A 14,882-nucleotide genomic window follows, 5' to 3' on the forward strand; every position below is an offset into this window, starting at 1 on the left:
TACAAAACATATTAAAACACTGCTGTGAACTTTGGTTCACAGCAGTGTTTTAATATTTATTCGGATTTATTTTACTGCTCGCAGCAAAGCGACGCTCACTTAGAACATGAACCTTAGCCCGGCGTTGACGCTCCACTTTTTGTTGATGTCGCCGCCGAAGCCGCGCGTCACTTCGCCATAGAAGTTGCCCGTCCTGCTGATTCTGACGTTGCCGCCCAGCCCCAGCTCGAACCAGGTATCGCCGTAGTCGTTGTGCTTGGTCAATATATCATTGGTTCCGCCTGCATCCGAGGTCAGCTGCAGGTCGCGCTCACCGGCAAATTCGTGCAGCAGGTCGGCTTTCAGATAGATATCGCTGCCATTTTCTATCTTCTGTCCCATGACGAAGCCGATACGGCCGATGGCGCTGTTCATGCCGTCGATACGGCCAGTGACGCCTCTATCGGTGGTGTAGTCGATACCGGCCAGCCTGCCAAGGGTAAATTGTGCCTGTGGCTCAACAAAGAAACCTGCTTCAAAATCAAAGCGTTTGCCGTATTCCACACTAAGACTGTAGGCGTGCTGCTTGTAGCTGGCTTTATCCGGGTAGTCGCCGTAGGATTCCAAATCGGTCGAGAAGTTGCCTACACGGGCCGTAACATTGGTATATGCGCCGCTGCCTGTTGTCCAGATGCCATAAAGGCTAAAGGATCTCAGATTATCTTTGCTGCTGCCGGGGGCGTAGCTGCCGCTGCCATCGCCGTAGTCGATAGCGCCACCATAGATACTTCCGCCCTTGAACTGCTTCTCAAATCCCAACTGATAAAGGTTGTAGCGTCCTTCGTAGCCTGAGCCGCTGAAGCGCCCTGCCTGCGTCCTCGCCCAAACGCCGTCTGCCTGCTCTCTGCCGCTTGCCAGTGCTCCCAAACGACTGCGCAGACTGTCGTTGGTATTGCGCCACATAGCATAGCTGTTATCGGCAGCATCCAAAAGCACGCTCGTATCATTATTGACTGTTTTGACCATATTTGTCAAATACCAGTCGTTGGCCGAAAGCCCCAGAGCATCACCTTTAGACAGTGTGGGGTCAACGTCCCACAGTCCTCCGGCATTGAATTCTTTACCCACAAAGGTCAGTTTGCCGCTGGCATCGGTTATCAAAAGCTGCTTATGTTCCCCTGTTACTTCAATATTGTTTAACTTGCTCAAGTCTTTGATCTGTACATAGTGAGTACCGACATCAGCATGGGTAATGGTAACTTTATCGCTGTTGGCTTCACCTGCCAGATCGGTATCCAGGATAAAGGTGGTGCCGCTGCCGCTAAGCGTATCTATGGTCAGGCTTTCATAGGCCGGTGTTCCCGCGCGTGTCACACTGCTGTCAGTCATGTCGATAACTGCATTATTTGCCGTCAGCGTGCCATTGATATTGAAACTGCCGCCATCAATGTTTTCTAAAACCATACTACCGCCTGTCATGGTCATCCCACTGACTATACCGCCGCTGCTCATCTGCATAATACCGCCGTTAAGCTCTGTATCAAGGGCTGTACCACCATTAAGAATAAGCTGCTCGCCGCCGCTGTTAATGATCGTCCCGCTCATCTGTGCTCCGCTTATAATGCCCATGGTCACGTTGGTGCCGCCGCTGCCAAGCGTCATATTATCATAACCGGAAGTGATATTGTCGATGATCTGCATACCGCCGCTATAGGTAATATTAGATATATTGCCGCCGCTGCCCAGATAGACAGTTCCGCCGCTGTTCAAAACAGTATCCAGTGACGTGCCGCCGACTGAAACGATTTGTGTACCGCCGTTCAAGGCGTTTACCGTACCCTTACCACTGCGGGAAACAACCTGCGTACCACCGAGCATAGTACTCACTGTGCCGTTGCCACCGCCGGCAACAGTTTGCGTGCCGCCGTTCAGAGTGTCGACTGTACCAGTACCGCTACTGCTTATAACCTGACTGCCACTGTTCATTGTACTGACCAGACCTGTACCTCCCCCCATGATATTCTGCTCACCACCGTTTAAAGTCTCTATCATGCCATTACCACTAACTCTAACGATCTGTGTTCCGCCGCTCATATCGACTACCGTGGCGCTGCCGCCCTTGAATACATACTGCTCGCCGTCCAGCATAGTAACGATCATACCGATGGCATTGGAGTAAACGATCTGCCCGCCGGCGCCATCATGGTTGTCAAGAGTAATGATCGTACCAGTGCCGCCATCATCAACCAACTGCGTCCCCGATTTCAATGTGACCACCGTACCGACAGCATTGGCCGAGATCCACTGTGTACCAGTAGTGTTCATGATGTTGATTATACCGGTACAGCCTTCGTTCACATATTGCTGGTAGCTGTTAAGCTCGTTTATCATACCTGTGCCGCCAGAGTAGATAAACTGCCCAGCGGGACCATTCATAGTTCCTACTGAGCCAACACCGCCGGAGATGTACTGAAGACCGTCCATAGTCTCCACCTTACCTGTGCCACCTTCGTAGACAGTTTGATAGCCACCGTTCATATCAATTACCGTGCCAATGCCGCCGCTAGATACAAACTGCGTGCCGCCTCCATCCATTTTACTGACTGTGCCGGTCCCGCCGCTTGATATCGTCTGCAGACCAGCGCCGTTTACGTCACCACTCATAACACTTACAATACCGTTTTGTCCAGAGGTTATAGTCTGCGTATCGCCCTTCACCATAGTGGCTACGCTGGCATTGCCGCTATAATCAGTGGCTTCGGCGCGGGCAAATATGGCCCTGTCCACTACGTCTGCCAGCTGGGGCAGCACGGCGTAATCCAAAGGCGCAGCATCGCTACGCAGGGGCTGGACTGGGGCAGGCACCGTTTTCCCAGCCGCGGCCAGTGCTGCCACCGGAGCTGTGACATTGACAAGGTTCATGCCCATAACTACTGTCGCCAGAACTTTTTCTGCCCGTTTTTTGCGTTTTTCCCCCAGCAGTGATTTTACCCTAGATTTCAAAGGCACAAACTTCCCCCCCAGATGTACACACGGAATGTCCTGCCTGATCATTAACTCCTGTTTATTTAAATTTTTATGTTTTCTCATCTTCTTTCCTTCTCTCTTAACTTTATTTTGGAGTAAAACTCTTACTGTACTTTTTCAAAGCCTTCCATAGCTATGCCAGCTTCTATGGGCAGGCACAGCATATTTAGCGAGATATAATTGCTTTCGATCCAGCCTTTTTCTGTCTGCTGCTTTATCGTAAAAATATTTTCCTTCACGCCTTCATAATTATTGGGGTTATACATGGTCGGTTTGTGCCAGTACAAGTCGTAGCCCTGCTGTTTTATCCATTCCACCAATTCCTGCGACTTTTCTGCACGGTCGTTTTCTACATACAGGATCGGCCGATATTTACGAAGGTTTTCTGCCGCGCCCTGTAGTACGGGCAGTTCCATGCCTTCTACGTCTACTTTGATAAAGTCGCAGGCCGACAGCTTAAGACTATCGATGGTGATAACCTCTACTTCTTCACCTTCACTGCAGCTGCCCAAGGCCAGACCGCCCCAGTTCACTTCTTTTTCGCAGTCCTGCAGTGGTACCAGCAGCTTACCCGGTGCGTTGCTAAGGGCTTTTTGGAAGCCGTAGATATTGGTCAGGCTGTTGAGCGCCGCATTGCCCAGCAGTGTCTGGAACATCAGCCGCTGGGGCTCAAAGGCATAGACCCTGCCATTCGGCCCTGCCAGCTGCGCCAGTCCCAGTGTATGCGCGCCCAGATTGGCGCCGGCTTCGATAACTGTATCGCCGGGTTTTACTACCTGGCTAAAAACATCGTATTCACCTTCTGAATATTCGCCGTAGACCTTCAGCGCTTTGCCGATAAACTGGTCGTGCCTGTTAAAGACCATCAGTCCATGCCGGCATTGACGTACTATGTTAAATTTTTCTGGCATTTTTACTTCTCCTTATGTTTTTTACTGCAAGAGGCAAGGTTCATTTTCTTATCCGCGCTTTTTTTGCTTTACCTGTTGTTTTAGCGGCAGTGGTTTTATTTATTGCTGCACTTGCTATGGACTCAGCTTCTGCTGACGCTGCTTTATCTGGAGCCGGCTGTTTTGGTGCCAGCGGATCCAGCTGGTAGTCTGCCATCAGTTTGTCTATAACTTTGTTTACCGCTTCGGGGGTTATGTAGCGGCTGCATTCAAACTGGCGGTCGGTGCCTTTAAGGCGTGGGCACCATTCAAAGTCTTTGTGGTCGAATACTACCTGGGTATCGTTCCAGCAACCGTTGCAGACGTGGTAGTTTATGACCCGGTAGGGTGTGGCAAATTCGTTAAACGGCAGGGTAAAGCCGCTGATGAGTACGACAGGTATGCCTACGCCGTTGGCTACCCAGCTAAGACCGCTGGACAGGCCGATGAAGAAGTCGGCATGGTATAAAAGGTCGATACGTTCTGACAGGGGCAGCTTGCCGGTAAAATCTTCGACGCCGTAGGGGATTATGTTAAAGCGACTGTTCATACCGTAGACATTTTCGCGGTCTATGCACAGCACCCTGTAGCCTTTGGCTTTAAGGTGTTTGACGACGCCCAGCCAGCCGCTGCCGTTGTTCCAATATTTGGCCTGGCTGCTGGACTGGGCGGCGATGCAGACGTATGGTCCTGCTATTTTACGTGTTTTGTCTTTGGGCAAAAGCTTGACGCTAAGCTGAGGCGGTTCGCCTCCTTCGTCCAGCCCCAGGATCATGGCGGCGTTTTGGTGCAGGCCGCGAATGCGAAAGTCTGATGGCTGGTGCAGCCTGTCGTCGCAGGGAAAGAAGATACCCATATAGTAGCTGGCGTACAGCCCTTCAGGCCGTTCTTCCGGTTTGAGAAAGTGTATCTTAGGATAGGCTGGTTTAAACAGCTCTGCCAGTTCTTCGTCCATGGCGCAGTAAAGCTGGCAGCCGTGCTTTTGGCGGAAGGCTTCCGCATAGGGGAACCAGGCCAGAATATCTCCCAATATCCCGACCGGGAATTTTAACAGCACTTTTTGGCTGCGCAGATCCAGGTCGTGGGCAAAGATCATTTTATCTTTTTCGTATACTTCGATACGAAAATCTATAAAATACTTTTTGCTGCTGGCAACCAAAACGCCGCTGGCAGGTGCGTCGTAGACAGTAAGACAGGCTTTGCGGTCAATAAACCGAACCCTGTACTCGCCCTGGGGCACGGTGACGCGGGCGCCGTAGTTAAAGTCGAAGCTGATACCTGCAATACCGCTTGGCTGCTGCACCTGGCCTGCGGCGAAGGTCATATAGGGTTTTGGCGCTGCCTGAGGTGCCTGTCCCTGCTGGGGCAGGCCGCCGTTGTTACCATCGCTGTTGCCTTTGGCAGAGTATGCCATTTCTTCGTCACTGGCTGATTTTATTTCCGTCATAGTCATGTCTTCCTGTTCGTTTTGTTTTCTATCAGTCTAAACTTTTACACAACAGTACCGCTTATTTGTTTAAAGCTGGAAGCGTTACGGCTGACCGCTTTTTTTAACCAGTGTCAGCAGCAGCTCCATATCACTTTGGGTATACCGCTTATCCTGTCCGGTCCCGCCGACTGCTACATTGGCCGCCTGCCGGGGGTCAAAAAAACATTCCAGCTGGCAGTCAAAAAGGTTGGCCAGGCGCAGCAGCTGTTTCAGGCTGAACTTGACGCGGCCGCATTCCATATTGCTCAGATGGGTCTGACTGATGCCCAGCGTTTGCGCTACATCCTGCTGGCGCAGCTTGCGCATCGTGCGCAGGAACTTGACATTGGCGCCAATTTTTTCCAGACAATCTGCATCGTACATCGTTTACCTCCGCCTTTCTCATTATTTTTAAGGTAAAATTTTACTGCTTTTCAGATAGATTCTTTGGTTTTCTTTTGATTTTCTTTTCTTAAAACGGTGTTTTTATTTCTCAGAGTAATAATAATTATTATAGCACGTATGTACCCCCCCACAAGACATGCAAACGGATATTTATCATAGACTTCCGTTTTGCCCCTCCCCGGCACTTATACAACAACCATCAGCGGGCAATGCTCTGCACGTGGTCACTGTCCTCCTGCTGCCCGCCTGCGCCGTCAGCAATGCAAAAAAATACCCCTTGTATACTTTGCAAATACACAAGAGGTCAGGATTTATTTAAGCAAAAAAATTTAGCCCCAAAGGGGCTAAGTATTCTACGGCGTTATTTTGCTATTTATTTTTTTTAACAGGCGTACACTTAAACACAAAACTCCGGCTTCTAAACAGCCGGAGTTTTGTGTTTATTGCGGTTTTTATATTTGTTCACGTGCCAGCTTTTTCTGCAGCCAGAACATCCGCAGCGTTAAGAAAACCGCCGAGAAAAACAAGCCTATATCCAGGCTCTGCCAATATGCGGCAGGACCATGCTCCATTACAAAATCCAGGAAACAGCCCAAGGGCAGACAAACAACCCAATAGGCAAAAAAACCGGAATAGAAGGTTGCTTTAACATCTTTATACCCGCGCAGGATTCCCTGGATCGGCGCTGCCGTCGCATCAAACAACTGAAAAAAGATTGCATAAAACAAAAAGCCGACTACTTTTTCAATAATGACAGGGTCAGTAGTGTAGAGCATGGCTATATAAGGTCTGTTAGTGTAAACCAGCACCGCCAGAAAAATCGCGATGGCCATATTGAGAGCAATGCCCATACGACTGAATTTCTGCGCTTCCTCAAAACGTTTGGCACCTGCTTCGACCCCAACTAAAATCGTCAGCGCCATAGAAAAACTGAGCGGCACCATATAAAGCAATGAAGTAAAGCCCAACGCTGCCTGATGCGCCGCAATGATGACTGTACCGAACTTGGCAATGAACAGTGCAACTACACCAAAAATACTGGCCTCCATAAACATTGCCAGACCGATCGGCACACCGATGCTGAGATTTTCACGCAGCTGTTTGATATCTAAATGGAAACGGTCTTTAAAAATCCGGAAATGCTCAAAAGCCGGCAGCTTATGCACGATCCAGACAAAAATAGCAAATTCCAGCCAGTAGGTAATACCAGTCGCCACACCGGCGCCAACCCCGCCCAAACGCGGCATTCCCAGTTTTCCAAAAATAAAACAGTAGTTCAAAAAGGCATTTACCGGCAGCGCCAGCAAATAAATCTTCATTGTGATACCTGTATGTCCCAAAGTATCTATCAGAGCGCGCAGCGAGGTTGACATAAAAAACGGTATCACACCTACGGCCACCGCCGCCATATACATCTTGGCAATATAATGCACCTGCGGTTCCAAATGCAGATGTGTCAGCAGGGTATCTAAAAATAAAACGCCCATTAAAATGATAACTGCCGAAAAAGCTATCGCCAAAAAAATCGTATGCCGAATGACCTTACCAATATTATCGCGCTTATCAGCGCCTAACAGATGAGCAACTATAGGCATCGCGCCTAATAAAACTCCATTAGTGCCAACAAAAATCGGCATCCAGATATTACCGCCGATCGAAGTGCCCGCCAAATCGACCGCACCTGCATGACCAGACATTGAAGAATCAAAAAAATTCATAGCCATGATCGCCGTCTGAGTAATCAAAATCGGGATCATCACTGAAAAAAGCCGCCGCAGGCGTTGTTTAAAATTTTCGTCTACTAACATATTTATCCCTTTCTATTTTAAGGCAGCTCAGAAAACACCGCTCGCCTCCGCCAGCTCCGTAAGATAGGCCCAGCGTTCCACAAGCTGTTCCAAACGCTGCTCGGCATCCTGCTGCTGCGCGGTAAGCTCGCCCAGCTTCACAAAATCACTGCCGGCGCTATTGACTTCCAGCGTCAGCATTTTCAGCTCGGCTTCCACACCGGCGATCATTGTTTCTATCTGCTCAAATTCCAGTTTTTCCTTATAAGTCATCTTGATTTGTTTAGACTGGCTTTTAACGGCTTCTATACGCTCCTTGCCGGTACCGGTTTTAGCACCGCCTGCAAGCATTGCTTTGCTTTCGGCCGCCGCTGCTTCATATTTGCTGTAATCGCCGATAAACTGCCTGATCTCACCATTACCCATAAAGGCAAAAATTTTGCCGGCAAACCGGTCTAAAAAGTAACGGTCATGCGAAACTGCGATGACAGCTCCATTAAAACTGTCCAGATAATCCTCCAGCACCGACAGCGTCGGGATGTCAAGATCGTTGGTCGGCTCATCCAGAAGCAAGACGTTGGGAGCACCCATCAGAACCCGCAGCAGATACAGCCGCCGTTTTTCTCCGCCGGACAGTTTATTGACCGGCACCCACTGCAGCTCGGAAGGAAATAAAAACCGTTCCAGCATCTGTGCGGCAGTAATCCTTGTCCCATCGTTTGTTTCGATGTGATCACTCACATCGCGGATATATTCCAGCACGCGCTGTTCGCTGTCCGGAAATTCGCTGTGCTGAGAAAAATAACCGATCCTGACCGTCTGTCCGATCTGAACACTGCCACGGTCAGGCACTAATTTTCCCGCCAGAATATCCATCAGCGTCGTTTTGCCGCTGCCGTTAGGGCCAACAATACCCACGCGGTCATTACGCAGCAGGATATAGCTGAAATCTTTAATATAGGTCACACCGTTGTAGTCAAGTCCCAGATGCTCGCACTCGACCACAGTTTTCCCCAATCGGCTGCCGGCAGATGACATTTCCAGTTCTCCCGATGCAGAAATATTTTTCACTTCCTGCTCCAGCTCGTTAAAACGTTCGATGCGTTCCCTGCTTTTTGTCCGCCGTGCTTCCGCACCGCGGCTGATCCAGGCCAGTTCACGCCGGTAAACATTGCGCAGCCGCTGAGCAGCAGCAGCTTCCGACTGGCGTCTTTCTTCACGCTTTTGTAAAAAAAGGCTGTAATTTCCTGTATATAAATAGCATTGCCCGCCATCTAATTCCAATGTCCGGTTGACCACTCTGTCAAAAAAATACCGGTCATGGGTCACCATCAGCAGAGCGCCTTTTCGCTTCAAAAGCAGCTGTTCCAGCCAGGCCACAGTTTCATTATCCATATGGTTAGTAGGTTCGTCCAAAATCAGAAGATCGGAAGGACGCACCAAAACTCCGGCCAGTGCTACACGCTTGCGCTGCCCGCCGGAAAGTTCCGCCATCGGCTGATTAAAATCACTGATCCCCAGCTGATCAAGCACCGCTTTAGCTTCGCTCTCCAGCTGCCAGGCATATGCGCTGTCCATTTGCTGCTGCAGTTCCAGCAGCCTGCTCTGTAACGCACTGTTCTCAGGATCAGCAGCCGCCAGCGCTGCCGCCCGTTCATAACGCTGCAGTAATTCCAGCTGCGGCGAATCTCCCTGAAATACCTGTTCCAATACCGTTGCCTGTGGATCATGATCAGGATTCTGCGGCAGATATTCGATCACGCAGCTGCCATTTGCCGTAATCCGGCCGCCGTCACCGGCTTCACCGCGTGCAATATCGCGCAGCAGCGTGCTTTTACCGGTGCCGTTGACGCCGATAATACCGATTTTATCGCCCATTTCAATATTAAAAGTTACATCTTTAAACAAAGTTCTGACGCCATAGCTGTGCGACAGCTTCTCTACACTTAAAATCATTCTTTTCGCCCTCTGTAAAACAGAATAAAAGCAGCCTGCCGCTTGAGCAGACTGCATATATTTTAAATAAGCTCTACTTGAAGATTAGGATTTGCAGCGGCGGCATCCTGTACAACTGTAAGCAGTCTTGCGCCATACCAACCTAATTCTGAACCTGCGGCTACCGCCTGCGGTATTTTTAGTATAACAGGCTCGCAGACTTCCGTCAAACAATCATACAATGCGTCCAGATTTTCACCGTAATAATCCGGCAGCTCAAGCTCCGTACGCAGATATTTATGCAGCTGCCTGATCGACTGCATCCTGGCCAGTGCCAAAGTTACTGTTTTCATCAGCCGCCTCCTTAATACAATTTTTCAAAGCTTTTATAATGATCGTCCGTATAATAGATCAGTCCGTCATTAGAATACACCAGACGTTTAGCATTCCTGTTACCGGTTTTGTAATCAATATCGCATTCTTTCCAGCTGCGTCCTGATTTCTGCGGCAGTAATCCTTCGTAGTTGCCATACCTGTCACCGCCTATACTTTTACCGGGCGCCACTTCATTCAGCGTTCCCTTATGCTTCCAGCCCAGGCGCTCGGCTTCACGTTTAGTAATAAAATTTCCCGGCAATTTATGAAAGGTATGGATATACAAAGCTACCTCAGCCTTACCGGTATAAGCGCGCCCTTCTTCGACTTTGAACTGCGCCTGCTTGCCCTGCAGCTGTGCCAGTCCACTTTTGGCGGTTTTGGCCACCTGCTCTGCAGCCTGCTGTTTAGCCTGATTCAGCTCTGTCTGAGGCGTTTTGCCACAGCCAAACACGGCACCGGTTATAAATAATACAGCCAGTAATGCTGCAAAAATCTTTTTCATTTCAAACACCTTTAAAACCATTTTTTCATTTGATTAAAAATACCGCGTACTATAGTGTCTACAGCTTTATTTTCCATTCGCGTCATCGTTTTGCTGATCAGCTTTTCCGCGACCGTAGGCGGTTCTTTTTTGGCAGCCGCGCTGCGGCTGCGCAGCTCTTTCTGCAGCGCCGCTTCTTCCTGTGCCCTGGCTGCGGCTTCCGCATCCTGCTGGGCTTTGGCGCTCAAAATCTCATAAGCAGACTCACGGTCTACAGCTTCAGCATATTTACTATACAGCGGGCTGGAGGCTATCAGCTGGTTGCGCAGCGTGTCGTCAGCTACGCCAAGATAGCTGCGCGGCGGCATGACATAAGCACGCTCCACCATTGTCGGCACTCCGTCAGCATCCAATAGTGATACCAGCACTTCGCCGGTGCCAAGCTCCGGCAGCACTTTAGCCGCGTCAAGATCAGGATTGGCTCTAAAGGCCTGCGCCGCAGCCTTCAGCCCCTTCTGGTCTTTAGGTGTGTAAGCTCGCAGCGCATGCTGCAGCTTGTTTCCCAGCTGTGACAAAACAGTATCTGGAATATCAGAAGGCTGCTGGGTGATAAAATAAATGCCGACGCCTTTGGAACGGATCAAACGCACGATCTGTTCAACTTTATCGAGCAGAGATTTCGGCGCGTCTTTGAAAATCAGATGCGCTTCATCAAAGAAAAAGACGATTTTAGGTTTTTCCGGATCGCCTGCTTCCGGCAGCAGGTCATACAACTCCGACAGCATCCATAATAAAAATGTAGAATATAACAGCGGAGTCTGAAACAGCTCTACGCAATGCAGAAGATTGATATAACCGCGTCCGTCATCTGCTACTGCCAGCCAGTCCCTGATGTCCAGTGCCGGCTCGCCGAAAAACACATCTCCGCCCTGTTCTTCCAAGCGCAGCAGCGCCCGCTGGATCGCGCCTACACTCTGAGCCGACACATTGCCATAGGCAGTTTTGAACTGAGCCGCATTATCACCGACGTACTGCACCATCGAACGCAGATCCTTAAGATCCAGCAGCAACAGTCCCTGATCATCGGCAATCTTAAAAATGATCGTCATAATACCGCTCTGCGTGGTATTCAATTCCAAAAGCCGACTCAGCAGATCCGGCCCCATCTCGGAAATAGTCGTCCGGACAGGATGCCCTTTTTTACCGAAAACATCAAAAAAACGTACAGGAAAGCCTTTGAACTCAAAATTTTCTATGCCTAATTTATGCAGACGTTTCTGAAACCCTTCACTGCTTTCACCAGCCTTGCACATACCGGAAACGTCGCCTTTGATATCGGCCAGGAATACCGGCACGCCCATCTCGCTGAAGGATTCTGCCAGCACCTTTAAAGTAACGGTCTTGCCCGTACCCGTTGCCCCGGCAATCAGACCGTGACGGTTTGCCATTTTCGGCAGCATGCAGATCTTATCCTCGCCTTTACAGACCCAAATCTTGTGTTCATCAGCTAAATACATGGTATTCCCTCCCGCATTTTTATAAAATAAACTACATCTTTATATTAATTTTTATTATACGTTATTTAAGGGTAAGAGTAAACAAGCTGGGCAGGTTCTGTTTTTATACTGCTGTTTTTTTATTTTTCCTTGCTTGACATTATCGTAATTCTTGCTATAATGAGAACATAAATCAAATAGACCTCGCAGGACTGACGGATAAAGTGGAATCAACCACGTGTACTGCGATGCCATAGAAACAGCCGACCGTCTGGGCAGAGAGAACTGATCCCGGATGGTTTTTTTATTTTCCGGCTTTGGCCCTCTCGGATTTTTTCTAGTGTGAAAAGGAGATGTTTACCTATGAAAAACAGATGGCTCATTGCTCTGGCGGCTATCGGCATCCATATCTGCATCGGCAGTGTTTACGCCTGGAGCGTACTGACAAAGCCTATTATGCAGGCTATGGGTTTTACCCTGAAAGAAACGACCTGGACTTTTTCGATCGCAATTTTATTTCTCGGACTGTCAGCGGGATTTTTGGGCGATTACGTTGAAAAATACGGCCCGCGTAAAAGCGGTCTCACCTCGACCTGCTTCTTTGGTCTGGGTATGTTCGGTACAGCGCTGGCACTGCATCTCAACAGTCTGCCGCTCTTATATCTTTTTTACGGCGTTATCGGCGGTATCGGTCTTGGGACCGGTTATATCACCCCTGTTTCGACGCTGGTCAAATGGTTTCCCAACAACCGCGGCTTTGCCACCGGTCTTGCTATCATGGGTTTCGGTTTTGCCAGCCTGATCGCAGGTCCGCTGATGCAGATCCTGGTTGCCAAATACGGACTGGTACAGAACTTTATCATTCTCGGCTGCGTGTACATGGTTATCATGGCCGCCTCCGCCTTATATCTTGAACCACCTAAAGCAAGCAACGGCGGGCCGTCCGGCATTAACGTCAAAAGTATCCTCCCGGATACTCAGTTCACAGCCAAAGAAGCACGCAAAACCTGGCAATTTTACGCACTGTGGTGGATTTTTTTCACCAATATTACCTGCGGTATCGGACTTTTAGCAGTAGCTTCACCGATGGCACAGGAAGTAGTAAAAATGACACCGATGGCAGCCGCCTCCATGGTCGGTATCATCGGTCTGATCAACGGTCTGGGACGCATTTTCTGGTCTACTATTTCCGACTATCTCGGGCGCAGTACAGTTTATGTAGTCTTCTTCCTGATCCAGATCTTTGCCTTCTACGCACTTGCAGAAACAAGCAGTGCCTTCATCTTCCAGCTGATTGTCTTTGTCATCATTTCCTGCTACGGCGGCGGCTTCTCCTGTATGCCCGCCTTCCTCAGCGATCTGTTCGGCACGAAAGAACTCAGCGCCATCCACGGCAAGATCCTGACTGCCTGGGGCATGGCTGGTATTGCCGGTCCTCTGCTGCTGTCCTGGATCCGTGAAACGACCAACAGCTATTCAATTACCCTGTATTTCTTCTCCGCCTGCTTCGTTGTCAGCCTCATCATCGCTGGTATTTTGAAATGGCGTACTTCAGTAGGCGTGCTGATCGAAAAGAAACATCTCTGATTTGACCATAACCCCTTCGCTACAGCTGCGGAGGGGTTATTTTATGCCGTTTTAGACTCTGCCTATTCGTTAACGTCATAACTATCAGTACATTTTATCTACATCTGGTATTCATTTTACTTTCCATACTATATCTGGTTTTATTTGCCACAGCCGATACCGCTACCTGTTCCAACCAGACTTGTAATACTGGAGCAGATAACCGATAATAAAAATAACACCATTTATCAGACTGAAAAGAGGCGGTTATTATGGATACTTCGCGCCCGCGTTATCTTCATATGTTTCTTGTTTTTGTTAAGATCGGCCTGTTCACGATCGGCGGCGGGCCGGCAATGATACCGCTGATACGTGACGAATTTGTTGAAAAACAAAAATGGATCAGGGATGAAGACATTACTGACGTTCTTGCGCTCTCGCAGTCTTTGCCCGGCGTTATTGCCGTCAATGCTTCTACCTTTCTTGGCTACAGGCTGGGGGGACTTAAAGGATCACTGGTAGCAACTATCGGCGTCGTCCTGCCTTCTTTCGTCATTATTTTCGTCATCGTCACGGCTTTCACCTCCAGTGGTTTTGACCAGTACCCCAATATATTGAAATTTTTTGACGGTATCAATTCTGCTATCACAGCTTTATTGATCGCAGCAACTCTGAAACTGATTCCCTATTCCATCAAAAACAATTTTGGCTGGTTCATTCTGGCCTTTTCACTGCTTGGGATCTATTTTTTCAGTCTCGACATTGCCATAATCGTTCTGCTGGCCTCAGCGCTTGGTTACTGCGCCACTAAATATCTGGGAAGTGATACAAAATGATGCTTTATTGGGAATTATTCATTGTCTTTTTCAAAATCGGTCTTTTTTCTTTCGGCGGCGGTCTGGCAATGATCAGTATCATTCAGCAGGAAGTCGTCGGACGCGGCTGGATCCCCGCAGCTGAATATGCACGGATCATCACTATTTCTCAGATCACCCCCGGCCCTATCGCTGTCAATACGGCTACATATGTAGGGGCCAGGGTCTGCGGTCCTGAATTCTGGCATGCCCTGCTTGGTTCTTTTGTAGCTACTTTCAGCGTCAGCCTGCCATCTTTCATTCTTGTCGCCATCGTTGCCCGTTCTCTCCAAAAGTTCAACTCTTCGCTGGCTGTACAAGGTATCCTCAATGGATTGCGGCCTTCAGTTATCGCCTTGATGCTGACCGCAGTTTTCTTTTTTATGCGGATAACATTTTTCCCCGCAGCCGGAACCGCCGCAATGGAAAATCTGCTGACCTATTTCAAATTCTGGCCGACATTGCTGACGGCTTTGCTTTTTTATCTGCATTACTACCGTAACCTGAGCGCTATTCCCTTGATGCTTTTAGCCGGCTGTGCCGGACTGTTGATGTAGAAAAAACACAAAATAACCTG

Annotated in this window: 12 protein-coding genes and 1 riboswitch; of the genes, 3 read left to right on the forward strand and 9 right to left on the reverse strand. The window is 49.1% G+C overall.

Annotated elements, in window-relative coordinates; translation table 11 throughout:
- Positions 1–99 precede the first annotated feature (99 nt).
- The 9 genes from PFJ30894_RS00690 to PFJ30894_RS00730 all read right to left on the reverse strand — a co-directional run bounded on the left by PFJ30894_RS00690 (position 100) and on the right by PFJ30894_RS00730 (position 11,906).
- Positions 100–3,069 carry an autotransporter outer membrane beta-barrel domain-containing protein gene (locus PFJ30894_RS00690; RefSeq protein WP_125668770.1) on the reverse strand — a complete coding sequence of 990 codons (2,970 nt, stop codon included), beginning with the start codon at positions 3,067–3,069 and terminating at the stop codon, positions 100–102.
- A 41-nt stretch (positions 3,070–3,110) separates the two neighbouring features.
- A complete protein-coding gene (locus PFJ30894_RS00695) occupies positions 3,111–3,917 on the reverse strand; it encodes an FkbM family methyltransferase (protein ID WP_125668771.1) in 807 nt (268 codons plus the stop codon).
- A gap of 40 nt (positions 3,918–3,957) precedes the next feature.
- On the reverse strand, positions 3,958–5,382 hold the full coding sequence (locus PFJ30894_RS00700; RefSeq protein WP_197714957.1) for an autotransporter strand-loop-strand O-heptosyltransferase: 1,425 nt from the start codon (positions 5,380–5,382) through the stop codon (positions 3,958–3,960).
- An 84-nt stretch (positions 5,383–5,466) separates the two neighbouring features.
- Positions 5,467–5,787, reverse strand: coding sequence for a helix-turn-helix domain-containing protein (locus PFJ30894_RS00705; RefSeq protein WP_046431239.1), 321 nt, complete (start codon positions 5,785–5,787; stop codon positions 5,467–5,469).
- A 473-nt stretch (positions 5,788–6,260) separates the two neighbouring features.
- Positions 6,261–7,616 (reverse strand): MATE family efflux transporter, encoded by a 1,356-nt coding sequence (locus tag PFJ30894_RS00710; RefSeq protein ID WP_021719001.1) that lies wholly within the window; start codon positions 7,614–7,616, stop codon positions 6,261–6,263.
- A 27-nt stretch (positions 7,617–7,643) separates the two neighbouring features.
- Positions 7,644–9,551 carry an ABC-F family ATP-binding cassette domain-containing protein gene (locus PFJ30894_RS00715; RefSeq protein ID WP_125668772.1) on the reverse strand — a complete coding sequence of 636 codons (1,908 nt, stop codon included), beginning with the start codon at positions 9,549–9,551 and terminating at the stop codon, positions 7,644–7,646.
- A 62-nt stretch (positions 9,552–9,613) separates the two neighbouring features.
- Positions 9,614–9,883, reverse strand: a complete 270-nt coding sequence (locus PFJ30894_RS00720) for a barstar family protein (protein ID WP_125668773.1) — start codon at positions 9,881–9,883, stop codon at positions 9,614–9,616.
- Positions 9,884–9,894: 11 nt separating this feature from the next.
- On the reverse strand, positions 9,895–10,410 hold the full coding sequence (locus tag PFJ30894_RS00725) for a ribonuclease domain-containing protein (RefSeq protein WP_125668774.1): 516 nt from the start codon (positions 10,408–10,410) through the stop codon (positions 9,895–9,897).
- Positions 10,411–10,421: 11 nt separating this feature from the next.
- Positions 10,422–11,906: a helicase HerA-like domain-containing protein gene (locus PFJ30894_RS00730; RefSeq protein ID WP_125668775.1), complete on the reverse strand. Its 1,485-nt coding sequence runs from the start codon at positions 11,904–11,906 to the stop codon at positions 10,422–10,424.
- A gap of 177 nt (positions 11,907–12,083) precedes the next feature.
- Positions 12,084–12,169, forward strand: a riboswitch (ZMP/ZTP riboswitch).
- Between the two features lie 79 nt (positions 12,170–12,248).
- Here PFJ30894_RS00730 and PFJ30894_RS00735 point away from each other — a divergent pair.
- The 3 genes from PFJ30894_RS00735 to PFJ30894_RS00745 all read left to right on the forward strand — a co-directional run bounded on the left by PFJ30894_RS00735 (position 12,249) and on the right by PFJ30894_RS00745 (position 14,862).
- Entirely contained in the window at positions 12,249–13,472 is a 1,224-nt protein-coding gene (locus PFJ30894_RS00735; RefSeq protein ID WP_125668776.1) for an L-lactate MFS transporter, read from the forward strand.
- 251 nt (positions 13,473–13,723) lie between these two features.
- A complete protein-coding gene (locus tag PFJ30894_RS00740) occupies positions 13,724–14,287 on the forward strand; it encodes a chromate transporter (RefSeq protein ID WP_046431248.1) in 564 nt (187 codons plus the stop codon).
- Positions 14,284–14,862 carry a chromate transporter gene (locus tag PFJ30894_RS00745; protein WP_125668777.1) on the forward strand — a complete coding sequence of 193 codons (579 nt, stop codon included), beginning with the start codon at positions 14,284–14,286 and terminating at the stop codon, positions 14,860–14,862. The genes PFJ30894_RS00740 and PFJ30894_RS00745 overlap by 4 nt, the downstream gene beginning before the upstream one ends.
- Positions 14,863–14,882: the final 20 nt, after the last annotated feature.

The sequence above is a fragment of the Phascolarctobacterium faecium genome, assembly GCF_003945365.1.
GTDB classification, from domain to species: Bacteria; Bacillota; Negativicutes; order Acidaminococcales; family Acidaminococcaceae; genus Phascolarctobacterium; species Phascolarctobacterium faecium.

Coding starts and splice junctions, on each gene's coding strand:
- PFJ30894_RS00690 (WP_125668770.1), bottom strand. CDS start 3,069: ATGAGAAAACATAAAAATTTAAATAAACAGGAGTTAATGATCAGGCAG.
- PFJ30894_RS00695 (WP_125668771.1), bottom strand. CDS start 3,917: ATGCCAGAAAAATTTAACATAGTACGTCAATGCCGGCATGGACTGATG.
- PFJ30894_RS00700 (WP_197714957.1), bottom strand. CDS start 5,382: ATGACGGAAATAAAATCAGCCAGTGACGAAGAAATGGCATACTCTGCC.
- PFJ30894_RS00705 (WP_046431239.1), bottom strand. CDS start 5,787: ATGTACGATGCAGATTGTCTGGAAAAAATTGGCGCCAATGTCAAGTTC.
- PFJ30894_RS00710 (WP_021719001.1), bottom strand. CDS start 7,616: ATGTTAGTAGACGAAAATTTTAAACAACGCCTGCGGCGGCTTTTTTCA.
- PFJ30894_RS00715 (WP_125668772.1), bottom strand. CDS start 9,551: ATGATTTTAAGTGTAGAGAAGCTGTCGCACAGCTATGGCGTCAGAACT.
- PFJ30894_RS00720 (WP_125668773.1), bottom strand. CDS start 9,883: ATGAAAACAGTAACTTTGGCACTGGCCAGGATGCAGTCGATCAGGCAG.
- PFJ30894_RS00725 (WP_125668774.1), bottom strand. CDS start 10,410: ATGAAAAAGATTTTTGCAGCATTACTGGCTGTATTATTTATAACCGGT.
- PFJ30894_RS00730 (WP_125668775.1), bottom strand. CDS start 11,906: ATGTATTTAGCTGATGAACACAAGATTTGGGTCTGTAAAGGCGAGGAT.
- PFJ30894_RS00735 (WP_125668776.1), top strand. CDS start 12,249: ATGAAAAACAGATGGCTCATTGCTCTGGCGGCTATCGGCATCCATATC.
- PFJ30894_RS00740 (WP_046431248.1), top strand. CDS start 13,724: ATGGATACTTCGCGCCCGCGTTATCTTCATATGTTTCTTGTTTTTGTT.
- PFJ30894_RS00745 (WP_125668777.1), top strand. CDS start 14,284: ATGATGCTTTATTGGGAATTATTCATTGTCTTTTTCAAAATCGGTCTT.